Raw genomic sequence first — 16,095 nt, 5'->3', positions numbered from 1 at the left:
AGATGGGATCAGTATGTCCATAGCCAGTCGTGTCACCGTGCGCCGCCTGTTGGGGACAGGCGCCGCCTCCCTCGCCCTCGCCGCTGCCTCCATGGGCGCCGCGTCCGGCGCCTGGGCCACCGGGGGGCACGGCGGCGGCGGTGACGGCTGGGAGTCCGGCGGCCACTACCGGCCGGGCTCGGGCGCCGGCACGGTCACCGAGACCGAGGGCTGCCAGTTCTCGCTGGACGGCACCAGCTTCTTCCCCTCCGTCAAGGTCGACGACCAGAACCTGAAGCCCACCGACGACGGCAAGGTCCACATCAAGGTCCGCACCGCCGGTGACGCCTCCACCTGCACCGCGTCGCTCGCCTCGTACATCGCGCACGGTCCCACCTTCGCCACCTCCGGCCAGCAGGTCTTCGTCGACTTCGACACGGTCACCGTGAAGAAGGGCCAGACCGACTCGCTCGACATCGCGGTGCCGGACGAGGGCTGCTTCGCGCAGATCGACCTCTACCGCGGCGCGGTCAAGTTCGACGGCAACCCGGCCGCCGGTGACGGCTTCGTCCACGGCGACCTGCCCAAGGGCCCCGACCACACGGTCATCAAGGACAAGCTGATCGCGGCGTGGAACGGCGGCACGAAGGACTGCACGACCACCGAGTCCCAGCCCCCGTCCCCGTCTGCCCCGGCGTCGGTCCCCCCGTCGGCCCCGGAGTCCACCCCGCCCGCCTCGGACTCCCCGACCCCGACCCCGAGCGCCTCCGAGTCGACCCCGGCCTCGCCGTCCAACCCGACCCCGGTCGCCTCCGGTTCGAGCAGCGCCCCGGCGGCACCCTCGCCCAACGGCGGCGGCGGAGACCTGGCGGAGACCGGCGGCGGCAGCAACACGGGCACGATCGTCGGCGGCGCGGCGGCACTGCTGGCGGGCGGCGCGGCGATCGTGGTGGCGACGCGACGCCGGCGGGCTTCGCACTCGTAGCGTTCGAAGGTGGAGGGCTGGGCCGGGGAATCGCCCCGGTCTAGCCCTCGACCGTCTCCAGCCACAGCTTCACGTAACGGTCCACGTCCACGTCCAACCCCACGTCCACCAGGGCCTGTTCGCGTGCCCCGTCGTGGATCTCGGACTCACCGTGGCGCGGGCGCCGGTCGACGACGGTCTGGCCGCGAGACGGCCCGGGCGCAAGGGAGACCTCGACCGGCAGGAGGCGGGTGGTGAGGCCGGCCGGGTCGGCGACCGCGCAGACCGCGCCCGCGTCCCCGAGGCCGCCGGTGGGGGTGGGGTCGCCGGAGGCGGCCGGGTCGCGGTGGGCGAGGAGATCGCCGGCCAGTTTCAGGCGCGGTACCGCGCTGTCCCGCAGTCGCTGGACGTCCGCGGCCGGGACCTGGACCCGCTCGAACACGTCCAACCCGTACATCGTGATCGGCACCCCTGCCGTGAGCAGGATCGCCGCCGCCTCCGGGTCGTGCCAGACGTTGAACTCCGCGACGGGCGTGGCGTTCCCGACCGCCACCGCGCCGCCCATGAACACGATCCGCTCGATGTTGCGGGTGACCTCGGGGAACGTGCGCAGCAGCAGCGCGATGTTCGTCAGCGGCGCGGTGGGGATCAGGGTGACCGGGCTCGGCGAGGCCAGGATCTCGCGGCGCAGCAGCGTCACCGCGTCCACGTCGACGGGCCTGCGCGCCGACACAGGCAGGCCCATGTCGCCCATGCCGTCCTGCCCGTGGACGTGCGCGGCCGACCGGGCCGGCTCGATCAGCGGCCGGGCCGCACCGCGCGCGACCGGGATGTCACCGGCACCGGCGTGGTCCAGGACGATCAGCGTGTTCCGTACGACCTGGTCCACGTCCGTGTTCCCGGCCACGCAGGTGACCGCCCGCAGGTCGAGACCCGGGTGCCGGACGGCGAACAGCAGCGCCAGGGCGTCGTCGACCCCCGTATCGCAGTCGATGATCACGGGGATGGGCTGACCGGTCACGGCAGGGTCCTCTCGGCGCAAGGGTGCTGTTCGGTTGCGACCTTACGCATCCGCCCACAGTTCGGCGCCGCGCGCCCCGACCTGCGCGGTGACGCGGTGCAGCAGCTCGGCGGGCGGCAGCGGTCCGACCCGGCGGCCGTCCCGCAGTCGTACGGCGACCAGGCCCGCGTCGGCCTCCCGTTCGCCGATCACCGCCTGGTACGGGACCAGCCGCGCCGCCCGGATCCGGGCACCGAGGCTGCCCTCGACGGCGACCTCGGCGCGCAGTCCGTGGGCGAGGGCCTGCTCGGCGAGGTCGTAGGCCTGCTGCTCCTGCGCCTCCGACACCGGGAGGACGACCAGCTGCACCGGCGCCAGCCACGCCGGGAACGCCCCGCCGTGCTGCTCCACCAGGTGTGCCACCGCCCGCTCCACACTCCCGATGACACTGCGGTGCACCATGACCGGCCGGTGTTTCGCGCCGTCGGCGCCGATGTAGTGCAGGTCGAAGCGTTCGGGCTGGTGGAAGTCGATCTGGACGGTGGAGAGGGTGGCCTCGCGGCCGGCCGCGTCCTCGATCTGGACGTCGATCTTCGGGCCGTAGAAGGCGGCCTCGCCCTCGGCGGAGTCGTAGGAGATGCCCGAGCCGTCGAGGACCGCGCGCAACATCTCGGTCGCCCGGCGCCAAAGGGCCGGATCGGCAACGTACTTGCCGCCCTCCCCCGGCAAGGACAGCCGGTAGCGGGAGGCGCGGATGCCGAGGTCGGCGTAGGCGCGGGCGATGAGGGACAGGGCGGCGCGGGCCTCCTCGACGGCCTGGTCGAGGGTGCAGAAGATGTGGGCGTCGTTGAGCTGGATGGCGCGGACGCGGGTCAGTCCGCCGAGCACGCCGGAGAGTTCGGAGCGGTACATGCCGCCCAACTCGGCGATACGGAGCGGCAGTTCGCGATAGCTGTGGGAGCGGGAACGGTAGATGAGCGCGTGGTGCGGACAGAGGCTCGGCCGCAGCACGACCTCCTCGGAGCCCAGTCGCATCGGCGGGAACATGTCGTCGCTGTAGTGCGACCAGTGCCCGGAGATCTCGTACAGCTCACGCTTTCCGAGGACGGGCGAGTACACGTGCCGGTACCCAGCCGCGCGCTCCAACTCCTTTACGTACTGCTCCAGTTGATGCCGGACTACGGCACCGTCGGGCAGCCAGTACGGCAGCCCCGCGCCCATCAGGGGGTCGGTGTCGAAGAGGCCTAGTTCGCGGCCGAGAGGTCGGTGGTCGTACATGGTGAACTCCTCGCGAAAGAAGGGACCGAGAGGCGAGCACCACGAAGCCCCGGGGCACTCGCCCCGGGGCTTCGACTTGGTCAGCAGTCAGCGCGCCGGGACACTCTCCGGCGTCGTCGTCACAGCCGACACGAACGGCTTGGCGCGCTTCATGCGGCGGACCGTAGCAGTCGTACGACCGCCACCGCGACGGAATTGATCAGGCGAGCTTCTTGAGCAGCTCGTCCGCGACCGGTGCGGAGGACGCCGGGTTCTGGCCGGTGACGAGGTTGCCGTCGACCACGACGTACGGCGCCCACGGCTCGCCCTGCCGGAAGTCCGCGCCGAGCTTCACCAGCCGGTCCTGGAGCAGCCACTTCACCTTGTCGGCGAGGCCGCCCTGGGTCTCCTCGGCGTTGGTGAAGCCGGTGAGCCGGCGCCCGGCGAAGGCGTTGGTGCCGTCCTCTTTGACGGCCGGGAGGAGCGCGGCCGGGCCGTGGCAGACCACGCCGAGCGGCTTGCCGGAGGCGAGGGCCTGGGTGAGGAGGCGGCCGGAGTCGGCGTCGACGGCGAGGTCCTCCATCGGGCCGTGGCCGCCGGGGTAGTAGACGGCGGCGTAGTCGGCGAGGTCGACCTCGGTCAGCTTGACCGGGTGCTGGAACTCGGGGCTCGACGCGAGTACGGCGGCGACGCGGTCGGCGTTCTCCTGGCCGCCGTTGTAGTCGGGGGCGAGGCTGCCCCGGTCCACGGGCGGTACGACACCGCCGGGCGTCGCGACGACGACCTCGTGACCGGCCGCCTTGAAGGCCTCGAACGGGGTGACGGCCTCCTCGGCCCAGTAGCCGGTGGGGTGCAGGGTCCCGTCGGCCAGGGTGAGGTGGTCGGCGCCGGTCAGCACGAAGAGGATCTTCGACATGGGGGTCTCCAGGGCGGTGGTCGGTGAGGTGCCTTCGACAGTAGGCGGGGTACGGACGGGCGGCCAATGAGGAATCGAATGCCCGGTATTGGTTTGCCAATGGGGCGATCCGCTGGAGGAGATCCGGTTTCTCACCCGGACGGCCCGGAGCGCTGGTGGGCAGGCGCGGGCGGTGGTGCCGTGGGAGCACGCGCCGACATCCGCGCCACGCATCCGCGCCACGCGTCCGCCCCAGGAGGAACCCTCGATGACCCGTTCCCCGGCCCGTGTCCTCCTCCTCGCCTCGGCACTGTCGGCGGGCACCCTGCTGACGGTCGCGGGCTGCGCGAACGAGGCCGCCCTGCACAAGGTGACGAGCGCGCCCTCCCCGTCGGCCGTCCGAACCCCCGCCGCGCACGCGTCCCCGGCGGCCCCCGTCCTCACCCAGGCGCAGGCGCAGACCGCGCTGATCGCGGACACGGACCTGGGCGCCCCCTGGACCCCGACACAGGGCACGGCGACCTGGCGCGACAGCCTCCTCAAGGCGAAGACCGCCGACCCCGACTGCCAGCGTCTCCTGGACGCGCTCTACGCCGACGAACTCCTCGGCACCTCCGCCACCGCCCAGGCGGTCATCGGCCTCGACGACACCGACGACGAGGCCCAACTCCACTACCAGGTGGCCGCGTTCCGCTCCGCCGACGTGGACCGCACGCTGGCCTGGCTGAAGACGCTCCCGCAGAAGTGCGCCCAGTTCACGGCGACGACCACCCGCTCGGGCATCCAGACCGTGACAGTCACGGAAGCCACCCTCCCGAACGTCGGCGACGCCCGCGAGGGCCTCCACCTCACCCTCACGGGCACCACCCCGGAGGGCGACCAGTCCACCCTCACCCTGGACACCGCCGCCGTCCGCATCGGCGACGACACGATCACCCTCACGAACGGCGGGCTGGCGAACGTACCCCCGGACGCGATGAGCCGGGCACTGGAGATCGGGGCGCAGAGGCTGACGGATGTGCAGCGGCAGGGGCGGGTGCAGATCTAAAGACCGGCAACGGTCACCGCTTACCGCTTACCGCTTCTCGTACGGATCCGCCGGCTGCTTGACCTGGGTGACGGTGGTGGCGTCGAGGAGTGGGGGCCACGCCCCGTCCGTGCCGAGTTTGCCCTTGGGGAGCCAGGTGCCGGTGACGGTGACCCAGGTGTCGGTCTGGGGAGCGTCGTCGGATTCGGTGCCTCTGATCTCGACCTTGCTGGTCGTCGCGTCGGCGGCGCAGCAGGTGACGACGAGACGGGTGACGTACCAGGTGCCGTTCGAGCCGTGGGTGACGAAGCCCGTCATGCGGACCGTGCGGCCCTTGAGGGAGTGGCGGGTGTCGTAGATCGCCCGTGAGCTGTACTGGGCGACCGAGATGTCCAGCACCTTGGCGGCGGGCAGCGCGGGGAAGGCGCCCACGCCCTGCGCCGCGAGTTGCGCCTGCTCGCGCCCCGCGCTGTACGAACCCAGCGCCGGGGGCGGAAAGAGGAGGAGGGCGAGGGCGGGGAGGGTGAGGAGCCAGGCGATGCGGGGGCCGTGGGAGTGGCCGTGGTCCTCTGCTTCCTCTTCCTCGTGTTCCTCCTCGTGCTCCCGGTGGCTCATCCCCCTGACCGCCGCCACGACCCCCAACAGCATCAGCAGCGAACCGGAGATCACCAGATACGGCCGCAACGCCGCCTGCACGTACCGCAGATACAGGTCGCTGAAGAGCGAGATTCGCAGCACCGCGCCGCCCGTCAGCAGGAGCAGGACTGCCGAGCCGTAGCGCCTCACAGCAACCACCAGCCCACGAGGGTGCTGCTCGTCACGGCGACCAGCCACGTCGTCGAGGAGAAGCGGAGGGCGAAGGAACGGCCGAACGTGCCCGCCTGCAACGCGATCAGTTTCAGGTCGACCATCGGGCCCACCACCATGAACGCCAACTTCGCCGCCGGCGAGAAGCCGCTCAGCGAGGCCGCGACGAACGCGTCCGCCTCGCTGCACACGCACAGCACCACCGCCAGGAGGGCCAGCAGGAGCAGTGACAGCCAGGACGAGCCCGTGAAGATGTCCAGGATCGAGCGCGGTACGGCGATGTTGAAGGTCGCCGCCGCTGCCGCGCCCAGCACCAGGAAGCCGCCGGCATGGAGGAAGTCGTGCTGCAGGCCCGCGACGAACGCCTTCACGCCCACCGTCGAGTGGGTGGTCCGCGTGCGCTTCGGGAGTCGTAGCCACTCCTCCCTGCCGAAGCGCGCCCACAGCCAGCCCATCACCACCGCCGTCGCGAGGGAGGCGACCAGGCGGCCGAGCACCATCTTCGGCTGGCCCGGGAACGCGATCGAAGTGGCCACCAGGACAACCGGGTTGATCGCCGGGGCGGACAGCAGGAAGGCCAGCGCGGCGGCCGGTGCCACGCCCCGCCGCATCAGGCTGCTCGCCACCGGTACCGACGCGCACTCGCAACCCGGGAGTACGACTCCTGCCGCGCCCGCGATCGGGACGGCCAGCGCCTGGTTGCGGGGGAGGAGTCGGGTGAACACCCGCTCCGGGACGAACGCGCCGATCGCCGCCGAGACCACCGTGCCCAGGAGCAGGAAGGGGACGCCCTGGACGGCTACCGCCGTGAAGACCGTCCACCAGGCCGCCACGGGTGGGGTGTAGAGGTCGATCGCCAGCATCGGGCCGAGGACGGAGACGACCGTCGCGATGGCTATGAGGGCGGCGCCGCCGAGTACCGCGTAGACCATGGCGCGTGCGGCCAGGCGCAGGCCGTCGACCACGGTCCGTTCGTTCTGCACGCGCCTGTCTCATCCCGTTTCGCACGATTACGCCTCGTACTCGTACGTGGCACGGTAACCGTCGGCGCTGTGCGGTATCCCCGGTTTGTCAAAGAGGAGGCTGTGCGGGCGCCGGTCCGAGGGTCGTGGTTCCGGGGGCCGTACGGTGGCCGAGGCCCGTGCGGTAGGCGTCGAGCGCCGCCTCCACCCGGCCGGTACGGCGGAGCAGATCGCCCAGCATCCGGCACAGGTCGGCCAGGTCACCGGCCGCGCCCGCCCGCTCCAGGAGGCTGAGGGCGCGGACGTAGTGTTCCTCGGCCGCGTCCGTGTCGCGGGCGTCCTCGGCGATGATGCCGAGGAGGCGGTGGGCGGCGGCGGAGTGCAGGGCGCCGCGTTCGGAGCTGAGGTCGCTGAGGACGTCGTGGAGGAGGGTTGCGGCCTCGTCGGACTTGCCGCGTTTATGGAGTACGTCGGCCAGCTCGACGGCCACCTGGCTGCTGTACAGCGCCGCGCGCTTCGCCGTCAGCATGGCCAGCGCCTGCCTCAACTCGACCTCGGCGCGCTCCAGTTCGCCGTCCTGGGCGTAGACGTAGCCGCGCATCCAGTGGCAGTTGGCGAGTTCGGTACGGAACTGGAGCTGGCGGTACAGATCGGCGGCCTTCGCGAGCGAGGCGTCCGCCTCCGCGACCTTGCCCTCCGCTATCAGCGTCCGCGCCACCGACCTGTGCATGCGTGCCAACAGCGCCGGGTCCGCCACCTGCGGCGCGAGCGCGAGCGCCAACTCCGCCGCCTGGGCCGCCCTCGCGTGCGCGCCCATGTCCATATACGGCCCTATCGCGCTCGCGTAGAGGAGCAGGAGCGCGTCGGGATCGTGCAGGCCGCCTCGGTTCAGCTCGTCGAGCGTCGACTCCAACAGGTATACGGCGTAACGGAGTTCACCGGTGAGGTAGTGCGCGACGGCACGGCCTCGGATGGCGGGGACGCGGGAGGGAAGGGGTTCGTCGGCGAGGCGCTGCTCGGCTCGCTCGAAGTACATACGGGCCGCGGACAGGTCACCGGTGTCGAGGCCGCACTCGCCGAGCCCGAGCAGTGCGATGGCCTCCTCGTCCACCAGCCCGTGCGACTCCGCTTCCGCGAGCAGCTCGGCGTACTGCTCTGCCGCTTCCTCCGACTCCCCTGTCGCCAGGGTGCGTTGGGCGCCGGTCAGCCGCAGGCGCAGCTCGGTGGCGAGGTGGGCGGGACGGCCGGTGGCCAGCTCGTCGTAGGCGACGCCGAGTCGTTCCGCGAGGTGCCGCAGCGCGTCGTCGGAGGGGCGGACCCGGCCGGCCTCAAGGGTGGAGATGTACGCGGGCGTGTAGGCGGGCTCGGCCAACTGCCGCTGGGTGAGCCCGCGTTCGTGCCGCAACTGCTGGACCCTGCGCCCGATGACTTCCGGGTCGTCCCGTCTCACCATGCATTAATCATGCCAGTAAGCGGAGTTACAGACTGGCGAGTAACCCAGTTACATGGAGAGTGAGTTGACGAAGTCCTCGAAGCGGCGACGGGAGACGGTGAGGATGGCTCCGCCGGGGTTCTTGGAGTCACGGATCGCGATGCAGGGGGCACCCTCGGCGACCTCCACGCAATCGCCGCCGTTGGTGCCGCTGAAGGACGACTTGCGCCACTCCGCCGCGCCGAGGGGGGCGCACTCGACGCACTCACCACCATTAGTGCTGCTGTAACTGGACTTACGCCACGTCTTCCGCCCGGTCTCCATAACGTTCCTCCATCACGCGCGCGATCAGGTCGGCCGAGTCCTCTACCGAAAGGGCCCCCGCCTGCAAGCGAGCGTATCCGACCGAGCGCTCCTTGATGACTTCCGGGTTGGCGGTCATGTGCGCCTGGTCGTAGCTCTCCGAGTAGTAGATGTCAGGGTCGTCATCGAAGCGCAGGAGGGTGAATGAGCCCACCATCCCGGCGTGCACACCTCCGGCGAGCGGCAGTACCTGGATGTTCACCCAGGGGTTGTCCCGGAAGCTCACCAGACGCGCGAGTTGCTTGCGCATTACCTCACGGCCGCCGACCTCGCGGAGCAGCACGGCCTCGTCAAGAACGACCCACACCGCAGGAGGCTGCTTCTTCTCCAGGATGCGCATCCGCTCCATGCGCGCAGCGACCAACTCCTCGACCCTGTCCGGGTGGTCGACGGCCACCAGCGCCGCCGCGTACTCCGGTGTCTGGAGCAGGCCGTACACCACCTGACACTGATACGTGGAGATGAACGCTGCCTTCGCCTCCATCTCGGCATACGGCTGGAACCACTTCGGCAACTGGCTGCGCAGCACCAGCTTGAGCAGGCGGCTGAAGAAGCCGTCCGTCATGAACGCCGCGTCCAGCGCCTCCGCGAACGTCCGGCTCGGGACCTTCGACGCCGTCTCGACCTGGCCGATCAGGGAGCCCGTGCAGTAGATCACCTTGCCGAGCTGCTCCAGCGTCATACCGGCCGCCTCGCGCAGGCGGCGCGCCTCGTAGCCGAAGTAGTCCAACGGCGATGCGCTCGGGTCGAGTTGACGAACGTGGACCATGCGGCAGCCACCTCCGAGTAGTTACGGCCTGTCGCCGAGCGTAACCACTCCATCGCATCCCGGTGACGGGAATCACGTAACCCACCCCCGCCCGCCTGCCGCACCGTGGAGAAATGTCCCCTTTGGTCAAGATCAGCAGTGCTTACGGGCCCCGCTTCGCGGAGTTCGCCTTCGAGCCTGCCTTCACGGCCGTGGTGGACCAGCACGTGGCGGAGCTGCGGGAACGCCTGTCGGCGGGCGGGGCGGAGCTGACGCCCCCGGCCCCGGACCACGCCGACCTCACGGACTACGCGCTCGGTTTTCTGGACGCGCTCGCGGAGCTGGACTGGCGGGAGCCGGTCGGGCACGACTACGCGGTGTGCAGGCTGACGGCCATCAGCTGGCTGGTACACCGGCACGGGCTGCTGCCGGAGCAGCGCCGGGGTGACTGAAAACGGGTTTCCGTTGGCTCAACTCCCCTTGAAGCCCTTCCCGTTGCGCACTCCAACCCCTTAAGTTAGGCACGCATTAAGCGTGCTTAACTCTTCGCTGTTGCCGTCGCCGTCACTGTCGTTGCGAGGTTGGTATGTCCGCGCGTTACGTCAGAGGATTCTGCGCCGCCGTCATCGCCGTAGCCGCCCTGATCGGCGCGGCAGCGGCAAGCCCGGCCAAGGCGGCGGACCACTTGCCGGTGCCTCACTCGGGCGCAAGCGTCACGTCCGTACGCGGGTAGAGCGGCAGACCGCCGGTCTGGACCTTCCACCCGCCCGCGACGGCGACGGTGTTCCCGTACGGCCGGCGCAAACGGTTCTCGTACTCCGGGGAACCGCGCCGCTTGCCGACCTGCCACTGGTACGTCCACGTGCCGTCACGCGGGTCGACGATCAGGTAGTGGGGGATGCCCATGGCCGGGTAGTCGCGGCTCTTGTCCTCGTAGTCGGTGCCGGGGTTCGACGGGGAGACGACCTCGACGGCCAGCAGGGGCACGGTGGCCTCGCCCGTGGTGACGACGAGGTCGGGGACACGGAGCTTGCCGAGGACTTCGTCCCCGGTGACGGTGGCCTCGAAGGCACCGGCACCGTCCGGCAGTTGCGGAACGAGTTGATCACGCACGTCCGCAACCGTGACCTCGTGCCGACGACAGGGGCTCATCGTCATGACGAACATCCCGTCGCTGATCTCCGGGTACGTGAAGCCCGGCGGTGGTGTGAAGCGCTCGCGCAGCTCACGCAGACGGTGGTAAACGGCACGCTCGGTCATACCTCATGGTAGCCAGGGCCAACGCGGGGCCCGGCCGCCATGGCCGGGCCCCGTCCAGTTCACCGATTAGTGCGGGTTCAGCACTTCCACGTCGCCCAGTACAGCTCGCCCTTCAGGGAGCCGTCCGCCCAGGCGACGGGCGTGTCGATGTGGATGCCCGAGGAGCCCTGGCCCGGGTAGTACCAGTAGTAGTGGCCGTTCGTGCGCTTGCTGTAGTGCGCCTCGATCCAGCCCACCGAGTGGCGGACCCAGGGCGCGAACCAGTACGCGCCCTTGTAGCCGGGGCGGATCGTGTTGGTGATGGTGCTGGTCGCGGTGCGGGTGTTGCCCAGGGTCCAGGTCTCGGAGGACGACGAGCTGGCGGACATGCCCGCCTCGAAGGTGTCCGACAGGCCCGCGCTGACCTCGATGCTCTGGCCCTGCTCGTAGGAGTACGAGGTGTTCGTCGCGTAGCTGTAGGTCACGGCGTACGTGCCGTTGTCGGTGCCCCCGCAGTTCCCGACCACGTTGCTGGCCTGATGCCGCTTGCCGAGCGCGGTCCAGGCGTTGACCTCGTGGTACTGGCACGACCTCGGCCAGCGGACATCGCCGTGGTGGTTGCAGCCGGCCAGCACGTCCGGCTTGTCGTCGCCCCAGCCGGGACTGGAGTTCGCGCTGGCGGTCCCCGTGGAGAAGGGGATGAGCACCAGGGCGAGAGCGGGCGCCAGCAGAGCCAGTCTGCGGCGGCCTCGCGGGAACACCTTCATGGTCGTTCTCCTCGTCGATACGTGGGTCGGCGTCACCACCCGCCACGGGTGGCGACGCCTCCGATCGTCATCGCCGGGGAGTTGATCCGACAGTCCCGCCCCAGAGGCGAATCAACTCCGGATCACCTACCTCACCTGCGGTTACATCGGCGACCGCTACATGTCGGACGACCCCGGCATGTCCCGGCGCGGGTCCGTCCGCGGGTCCGTGCCCATGTCCGTACGCTCCCGCGCCGGCTGGTTGCCCATCGCGTCCGCGCGGCCCGCCTGGTACGCCGTGAGGCTGCCCTTCGCGTTGGACGTCTCGCGCTCCGCCGCCATCAGCATCCGCTCCATGCGCCGGCGCATCGGCGCGATCATGCCGCCGCCGACACCGACGATCACGATGCCGGCGACGGTTCCGAGGGCCGCATAGAGGACGGGCTGGGTGACGGACGTCGCGATGCCGGCCTGGCCGAGCGCGGCGATCACACCCAGCGCCACGATGCAGGCCCGTTCGGACAGCCGCTCCGAGCCGACCCTGCGCAGCACGCGGTCCAGGACGCGGGCGATCATCTTCGACACGAACCAGAGGGTGGATTCAGGGACAGCCATGAGCGGCACTTCCTTCGGTGGGTACTGCCAGCCCCCTTGTTGTCAATCAGTGGACCAGCGCCGTTGAGGCGTGGCCGCGTGGGCTGGTCCGTATGAGCGACTTCAGCAGATACGGCGGTACGGCGCGTCCGGCACGTACGTCCGCCACTGCGCCCGGGTCAGCTCCGCGTTCCCCGTCCTCGCGCAGACCCGGGCCCGCGCCCGCTCCGGGTCGACGGTGTACCGCTGGAGCGGGACGTGCGCGCTGCCCGCGAACACCGTGCGGCCGTCCGGGCTGAACGCGAGGGACGTGATGGCCTCGCCCGGGGTCGTCAACGGGCCGCCGCTGAGCGGCTGTTGGGTGCCCACGTCCCAGAGCTGCAGGCTGCCCGCGTCACCGGCGACCGCCAGCGTGCGGCCGTCGGGACTGAAGGCGACGGCCGAGACGCCCTCCGGGGCGGTGCCGACGGGCGCGGGGAAGACGTTGCGGAGGATGCCGGTGCGGTGGCGGACCGCCGCTCCATCCCACAGGTGGACCCGGCCCGTCTGGTCGCCGACCGCCAGTGCGGAGCCGCCGGCGGTGAAGGCCAGGGCGCCGATCTCGTCGCCCTGCACGAGGTCGGCGGCGGTGGAGCGGCCCGAGGGCAGCCGGGCGATCCGCCCCTCGCCGACCAGCAGCCCGCCGTCCGGGCGGACCGCGAGGTGGGAGCCGGTCACACCGGTCAGGACGGCCGTCCTGCGTCCACGCGTGAAGTCCCATGTCTCGTCGGTGAGTTGACTGGTGGACGAGGTGCGGGCCACGTGGAGGGTGCGGCTCCCGCCGGGGCCGAGGGCGAGGGAGACGACCGCCGCGCCCGGCAGGTCCAGCGTCGCCAGGGATCTCCCGTGCCGCACGTCCCACACCCCGAACCGCTGCGCCACCGCCTCCCGGCCCGGCGCCGAGACCCCGTACGCGAACCGGGTGCCGTCCGGGCCGAAGGCCATCAGGGGGAGGGTCTCGGCGGGGACGGTCGGCAGGGCGGGGTCCGTGGAGACGGGGACGGGGACGGCTGGGAAGGTGTGCAGGACACGGCCGTCGGAGGTGTCGTAGAGGCGGAAGAGGTAGCGGTCACCGGTGCGCTGGGTGGTGGCGTAGGTGCGGCCGTCCGGGCTGAACTGGACGTCGTCCAGGCCAGTGTTGCGCCAGTCGTGGGTGACCGCGGCCCCGAGGTCGAGGGTGTGGACCGTGCCGCTCTCCAGATAGCGCAGGGTCCGGCCGTCGCGGTCCCAGGCGAGGCCGCCGTAGAGACGCTGGTTGTCGAGGGCGTGGCGGAGGACGGGGGCGCCGGGGTCCGAGAGCCGCCAGACGCGCAGCTCCGAACCGTCGGCCGTCGCCACGAAGGTGCCGTCCGGGCTGAAGGACGCGTACTGCGTCCCGCTGTCCTGGAGGTCGGCGACCCTGCGGCCCGTCGTCGTGTTCCAGACCCGCAGTCCGGTGCCGGTGGTGGCGGCGGCGAGCCGGTCTCCGGAGATCGCGAGAACGGGGGTGTCGGTGTCGCAGAGGGCGGGTTCCTGTCGCCAAGTTCCGTTCAGGGGACGGGAATTGGCCGTGTTCCACACCTGCACGCCATCCGCCGAACAGGCCGCGGCCGTACGACCGTCCGCGCTCACGGCGGTGAGAGCCGCGTCCGGTGCCCGTGAGTCGAACAGCACCCGGCCGTCGGTGACCGAGCGCAGCCGCACGCGGTCGCCCTCGGTGGTGAGGAGGGAGCGGCCGTCGCCGGTGAAGTGTGCGTCGCCGATGTCGTGCAGTTCGGGCCCGGACCAACGGTGGGTGACCGTGTTCCACAGCCGCAGCGTGCCGTCCCCGTCGGTGACCCCGAGGACGTGTGCGGACGCTCCGGCCTCGGTCACCGTGCCGGCGGGCACCCGGCCGGAGCCGGTGGCGCGGTGGGTGGTCAGGTCCCAGGTGCGCCAGGTGCGGCCGCTCGCGCTGAGCAGGGTGCGGCCGTCGTCGGTGAGCACGCGCAGGGTGTCCGCACCGGGCGCGGGGTCGGTGAACGTGTCCGTCTCCACCTGCGCGAGCGAACCGAGCAGAGCGCGTCGTGTCTCGGGCAGCCGGGCCGTCCGCCAGGCGGCGACGCCGAGTTGCTGCGCGGTGCGCGGGTCGGTGGTGCGCAGACCGTCGGCCACGTCGGCGACCCGGCGGGCCGCGCTCTGCGTACGCCGCCGCAGATTGTCGTCCCGCTCATGGACGACGGCGAAGGCCGACAGCACCGCGACGACCAGCACGGCGGACAGCGACACGGCCAGCACGCGGTACCTGCGGCTGATCCGGGCGGCGGTGCGGTGCTCGGCGGCGCGGGCGTCGAGAGCGGCGGTGAGGAAGGCTCGTTCGGGGGTGGTGAGGGCGAGCTCGGGGGCGACCGTACGACCGTCGGCGTCCTCGGAACCGCCGGCGTCCTCGCCGAACAACTCCTCCGCCCGCGCCAGCCGCGTCCCCCGGTACAGCGCGCCCGGATCCCGGTCGTGTTCCAGCCACGTGCGGGCCGCGTCCGTCAGCATCCGGTGGTGGCGGAGGCGTTCCCGGTTCTGTTCGATCCAGTCGTGGAGGCGGGGCCAGCAGGTGATGAGGGCCTCGTGGGCGAGGTGGACGGCGTCCTCGTCGGCGGTCAGGAGGCGGGCGCGGGTCAGGCGTTCCAGGACGGCCGGTACCCCGGGGTCGTCCCATTCCGCCAGTTCGGGCCGGGTCAGCGGGCGGCGGGTGTCCGGGGTGCCCTGGCCCGGTACGACCATCCGCAGGAGCAGGTGGCGGGCGGTGCGGGCCTCGTCGGGGGACAGGGCGCCGTACACCTCCTCCGCCGTCGCCGCGATCGCGCCGCGTACTCCGCCGGCGGCCTCGTAGCCGGCGAGGGTGAGCAGTCGGCCCCGGCGGCGGCGCCAGGTCTCCAGGAGGGCGTGGGAGAGCATCGGCAGACCGCCGGGTTCGTCGAGGACCTCCTCCACCAGGCGCGTGGTGAGGGTCCTCTCGACCAGGCAGCCCGCCGCCCGGGCCGGGCCCACCACCGCCTCCCGCAACTCCTGTGCCGTCATCGGACCGAGCAGCAGCGCGGCCCCCCGCAGCGCGTCCGCCAGGCCGCGGTGTTCGGCGCAGCGGGCGTAGAAGTCGGCGCGGACGGAGACCAGTACCCGCAACCGGGTGTCCGGGGCGCGGGAAGCGAGCAGCAGGTCGATGAAACGGGACCGTTCCCGCGCGTCCGGGCAGAGCGTGAAGACCTCCTCGAACTGGTCCACCACCACCCAGCTCGCCGGTTCCTCCGGGGCGGGGGTGAGCAGATGTCCGTAGGTGGTGGCGGGGGTCGGGCCGGGGGTGAGGACGCGCAGGGTCGCCGGGTGGCCGCGGGTGGCCAGTTCCTCCCGCAGCCGCGGGATCAGTCCGGCCCGCAGCAGGGACGACTTGCCGCTGCCCGAGGGGCCGAACAGCACCGCGAACCGGTGGTCGCAGACCAGCGCGTTGACCTCGTCGACCACCCGGTCCCGGCCGAAGAAGAGATGCCGGTCGGACGGTTCGAACCGGGCGAGCCCGCGGTACGGCACCGGGCCGCCGACGTCCTCGGGTTCCGCCGCGCGGACCCGGCTCGCCTCGGCCTCGGCCGCCTTCCAGCGCGGGCCCCACTCGGCCGGGTCGCCGCCGCAGGCCCGTACGTATCCCTCCACGACCGCGAGCCTCGGCAGCCGTTCGCCGGCCGCGGCCTGGGACAGCGTGGTCGCCGCGAAGCCCGCCGCCTTGGCCATCGTCCGGTACGAGGGTCCGCCCGCGGCGCGGCGCAGTTCCCGGAGGGCGTGCGCGAGCCCCTGCACGGCACCGGCCCCCGGGTCGACCGGCCGCTCGGGACGACCCATGCGCGTACCTCCATGCACCTGACGAAAGCGACATCCGGAGCGATGACCATACGGATGGTCAGGAAACGCCGGGGTTGCCCACAGGTGACGGCTGGGTGACACCGGAGGCGGCACGGAGGGCTCTCCCGCCCCAGCCGGAATTGATTGCCCTGGTGAGAGGGGCGTGTGAATCAACATCCCGGTCGCGATCGTCGGTCGTG

At 71.5% G+C, this 16,095-nt stretch carries 15 protein-coding genes; 3 read left to right on the top strand and 12 right to left on the bottom strand.

The window, feature by feature from the left end; all coding sequences use genetic code 11:
* Positions 1–13 precede the first annotated feature (13 nt).
* Positions 14–964 (top strand): LAETG motif-containing sortase-dependent surface protein, encoded by a 951-nt coding sequence (locus OH768_RS27210; protein ID WP_406457827.1) that lies wholly within the window; start codon positions 14–16, stop codon positions 962–964.
* Between the two features lie 40 nt (positions 965–1,004).
* Here OH768_RS27210 and OH768_RS27205 read toward each other — a convergent pair whose 3' ends face one another.
* From OH768_RS27205 to OH768_RS27195, 3 genes are all read right to left on the bottom strand, one after another.
* Positions 1,005–1,964 (bottom strand): nucleoside hydrolase, encoded by a 960-nt coding sequence (locus OH768_RS27205; RefSeq protein WP_406457825.1) that lies wholly within the window; start codon positions 1,962–1,964, stop codon positions 1,005–1,007.
* A 42-nt stretch (positions 1,965–2,006) separates the two neighbouring features.
* Positions 2,007–3,305 carry a threonine--tRNA ligase gene (thrS, locus tag OH768_RS27200; protein WP_406465465.1) on the bottom strand — a complete coding sequence of 433 codons (1,299 nt, stop codon included), beginning with the start codon at positions 3,303–3,305 and terminating at the stop codon, positions 2,007–2,009.
* A 115-nt stretch (positions 3,306–3,420) separates the two neighbouring features.
* Positions 3,421–4,116: a type 1 glutamine amidotransferase domain-containing protein gene (locus tag OH768_RS27195; protein ID WP_406457823.1), complete on the bottom strand. Its 696-nt coding sequence runs from the start codon at positions 4,114–4,116 to the stop codon at positions 3,421–3,423.
* Positions 4,117–4,363: 247 nt separating this feature from the next.
* Between OH768_RS27195 and OH768_RS27190 the strand changes: the two genes are divergently transcribed.
* Positions 4,364–5,143, top strand: coding sequence for a hypothetical protein (locus tag OH768_RS27190; RefSeq protein ID WP_406457821.1), 780 nt, complete (start codon positions 4,364–4,366; stop codon positions 5,141–5,143).
* Positions 5,144–5,170: 27 nt separating this feature from the next.
* Here the strand turns inward: OH768_RS27190 and OH768_RS27185 are convergent, their stop codons facing one another.
* The 5 genes from OH768_RS27185 to OH768_RS27165 form a co-directional block, all read right to left on the bottom strand.
* Positions 5,171–5,908: a TIGR03943 family putative permease subunit gene (locus OH768_RS27185; protein WP_406457819.1), complete on the bottom strand. Its 738-nt coding sequence runs from the start codon at positions 5,906–5,908 to the stop codon at positions 5,171–5,173.
* A complete protein-coding gene (locus OH768_RS27180; RefSeq protein WP_406465463.1) occupies positions 5,905–6,861 on the bottom strand; it encodes a permease in 957 nt (318 codons plus the stop codon). Before OH768_RS27180 ends, OH768_RS27185 begins: the two co-directional genes overlap by 4 nt.
* A gap of 139 nt (positions 6,862–7,000) precedes the next feature.
* The gene (locus tag OH768_RS27175) at positions 7,001–8,344 is read right to left on the bottom strand and encodes a tetratricopeptide repeat protein (RefSeq protein WP_359613036.1); all 1,344 of its coding nucleotides are present in this window, start codon (positions 8,342–8,344) and stop codon (positions 7,001–7,003) included.
* A 48-nt stretch (positions 8,345–8,392) separates the two neighbouring features.
* Positions 8,393–8,647, bottom strand: coding sequence for a DUF397 domain-containing protein (locus OH768_RS27170; RefSeq protein ID WP_406457817.1), 255 nt, complete (start codon positions 8,645–8,647; stop codon positions 8,393–8,395).
* The gene (locus tag OH768_RS27165; protein WP_406457815.1) at positions 8,619–9,455 is read right to left on the bottom strand and encodes a helix-turn-helix domain-containing protein; all 837 of its coding nucleotides are present in this window, start codon (positions 9,453–9,455) and stop codon (positions 8,619–8,621) included. Before OH768_RS27165 ends, OH768_RS27170 begins: the two co-directional genes overlap by 29 nt.
* 113 nt (positions 9,456–9,568) lie before the next feature.
* On the opposite strand from OH768_RS27165, the gene OH768_RS27160 reads away from it, so the two are divergent.
* Complete coding sequence (locus OH768_RS27160) at positions 9,569–9,886, top strand: DUF6401 family natural product biosynthesis protein (protein WP_406457813.1); 318 nt, start codon at positions 9,569–9,571, stop codon at positions 9,884–9,886.
* 244 nt (positions 9,887–10,130) lie between these two features.
* Here OH768_RS27160 and OH768_RS27155 read toward each other — a convergent pair whose 3' ends face one another.
* The 4 genes from OH768_RS27155 to OH768_RS27140 form a co-directional block, all read right to left on the bottom strand.
* Positions 10,131–10,694: a Uma2 family endonuclease gene (locus tag OH768_RS27155; protein WP_406457811.1), complete on the bottom strand. Its 564-nt coding sequence runs from the start codon at positions 10,692–10,694 to the stop codon at positions 10,131–10,133.
* A 77-nt stretch (positions 10,695–10,771) separates the two neighbouring features.
* Positions 10,772–11,440 carry a hypothetical protein gene (locus tag OH768_RS27150; protein WP_406457809.1) on the bottom strand — a complete coding sequence of 223 codons (669 nt, stop codon included), beginning with the start codon at positions 11,438–11,440 and terminating at the stop codon, positions 10,772–10,774.
* A gap of 156 nt (positions 11,441–11,596) precedes the next feature.
* On the bottom strand, positions 11,597–12,034 hold the full coding sequence (locus OH768_RS27145) for a hypothetical protein (RefSeq protein WP_406457807.1): 438 nt from the start codon (positions 12,032–12,034) through the stop codon (positions 11,597–11,599).
* Positions 12,035–12,136: 102 nt separating this feature from the next.
* Positions 12,137–15,895 (bottom strand): hypothetical protein, encoded by a 3,759-nt coding sequence (locus OH768_RS27140; protein ID WP_406457805.1) that lies wholly within the window; start codon positions 15,893–15,895, stop codon positions 12,137–12,139.
* Positions 15,896–16,095: the final 200 nt, after the last annotated feature.

This window comes from Streptomyces sp. NBC_01622 (assembly GCF_045209635.1).
GTDB lineage: Bacteria > Actinomycetota > Actinomycetes > Streptomycetales > Streptomycetaceae > Streptomyces.
Note: the sequence above shows the minus strand (reverse complement) of the source record. Positions and strands in the feature narration are given on the sequence as shown.

What these genes read in the sequence shown, in the direction of transcription:
- OH768_RS27210 (WP_406457827.1), top strand. Translation starts at nt 14, where the DNA reads ATGTCCATAGCCAGTCGTGTCACCGTGCGCCGCCTGTTGGGGACAGGC.
- OH768_RS27195 (WP_406457823.1), bottom strand. Translation starts at nt 4,116, where the DNA reads ATGTCGAAGATCCTCTTCGTGCTGACCGGCGCCGACCACCTCACCCTG.
- OH768_RS27190 (WP_406457821.1), top strand. Translation starts at nt 4,364, where the DNA reads ATGACCCGTTCCCCGGCCCGTGTCCTCCTCCTCGCCTCGGCACTGTCG.
- OH768_RS27180 (WP_406465463.1), bottom strand. Translation starts at nt 6,861, where the DNA reads ATGGTCTACGCGGTACTCGGCGGCGCCGCCCTCATAGCCATCGCGACG.
- OH768_RS27175 (WP_359613036.1), bottom strand. Translation starts at nt 8,344, where the DNA reads ATGGTGAGACGGGACGACCCGGAAGTCATCGGGCGCAGGGTCCAGCAG.
- OH768_RS27170 (WP_406457817.1), bottom strand. Translation starts at nt 8,647, where the DNA reads ATGGAGACCGGGCGGAAGACGTGGCGTAAGTCCAGTTACAGCAGCACT.
- OH768_RS27165 (WP_406457815.1), bottom strand. Translation starts at nt 9,455, where the DNA reads ATGGTCCACGTTCGTCAACTCGACCCGAGCGCATCGCCGTTGGACTAC.
- OH768_RS27160 (WP_406457813.1), top strand. Translation starts at nt 9,569, where the DNA reads ATGTCCCCTTTGGTCAAGATCAGCAGTGCTTACGGGCCCCGCTTCGCG.
- OH768_RS27155 (WP_406457811.1), bottom strand. Translation starts at nt 10,694, where the DNA reads ATGACCGAGCGTGCCGTTTACCACCGTCTGCGTGAGCTGCGCGAGCGC.
- OH768_RS27150 (WP_406457809.1), bottom strand. Translation starts at nt 11,440, where the DNA reads ATGAAGGTGTTCCCGCGAGGCCGCCGCAGACTGGCTCTGCTGGCGCCC.
- OH768_RS27145 (WP_406457807.1), bottom strand. Translation starts at nt 12,034, where the DNA reads ATGGCTGTCCCTGAATCCACCCTCTGGTTCGTGTCGAAGATGATCGCC.
- OH768_RS27140 (WP_406457805.1), bottom strand. Translation starts at nt 15,895, where the DNA reads ATGGGTCGTCCCGAGCGGCCGGTCGACCCGGGGGCCGGTGCCGTGCAG.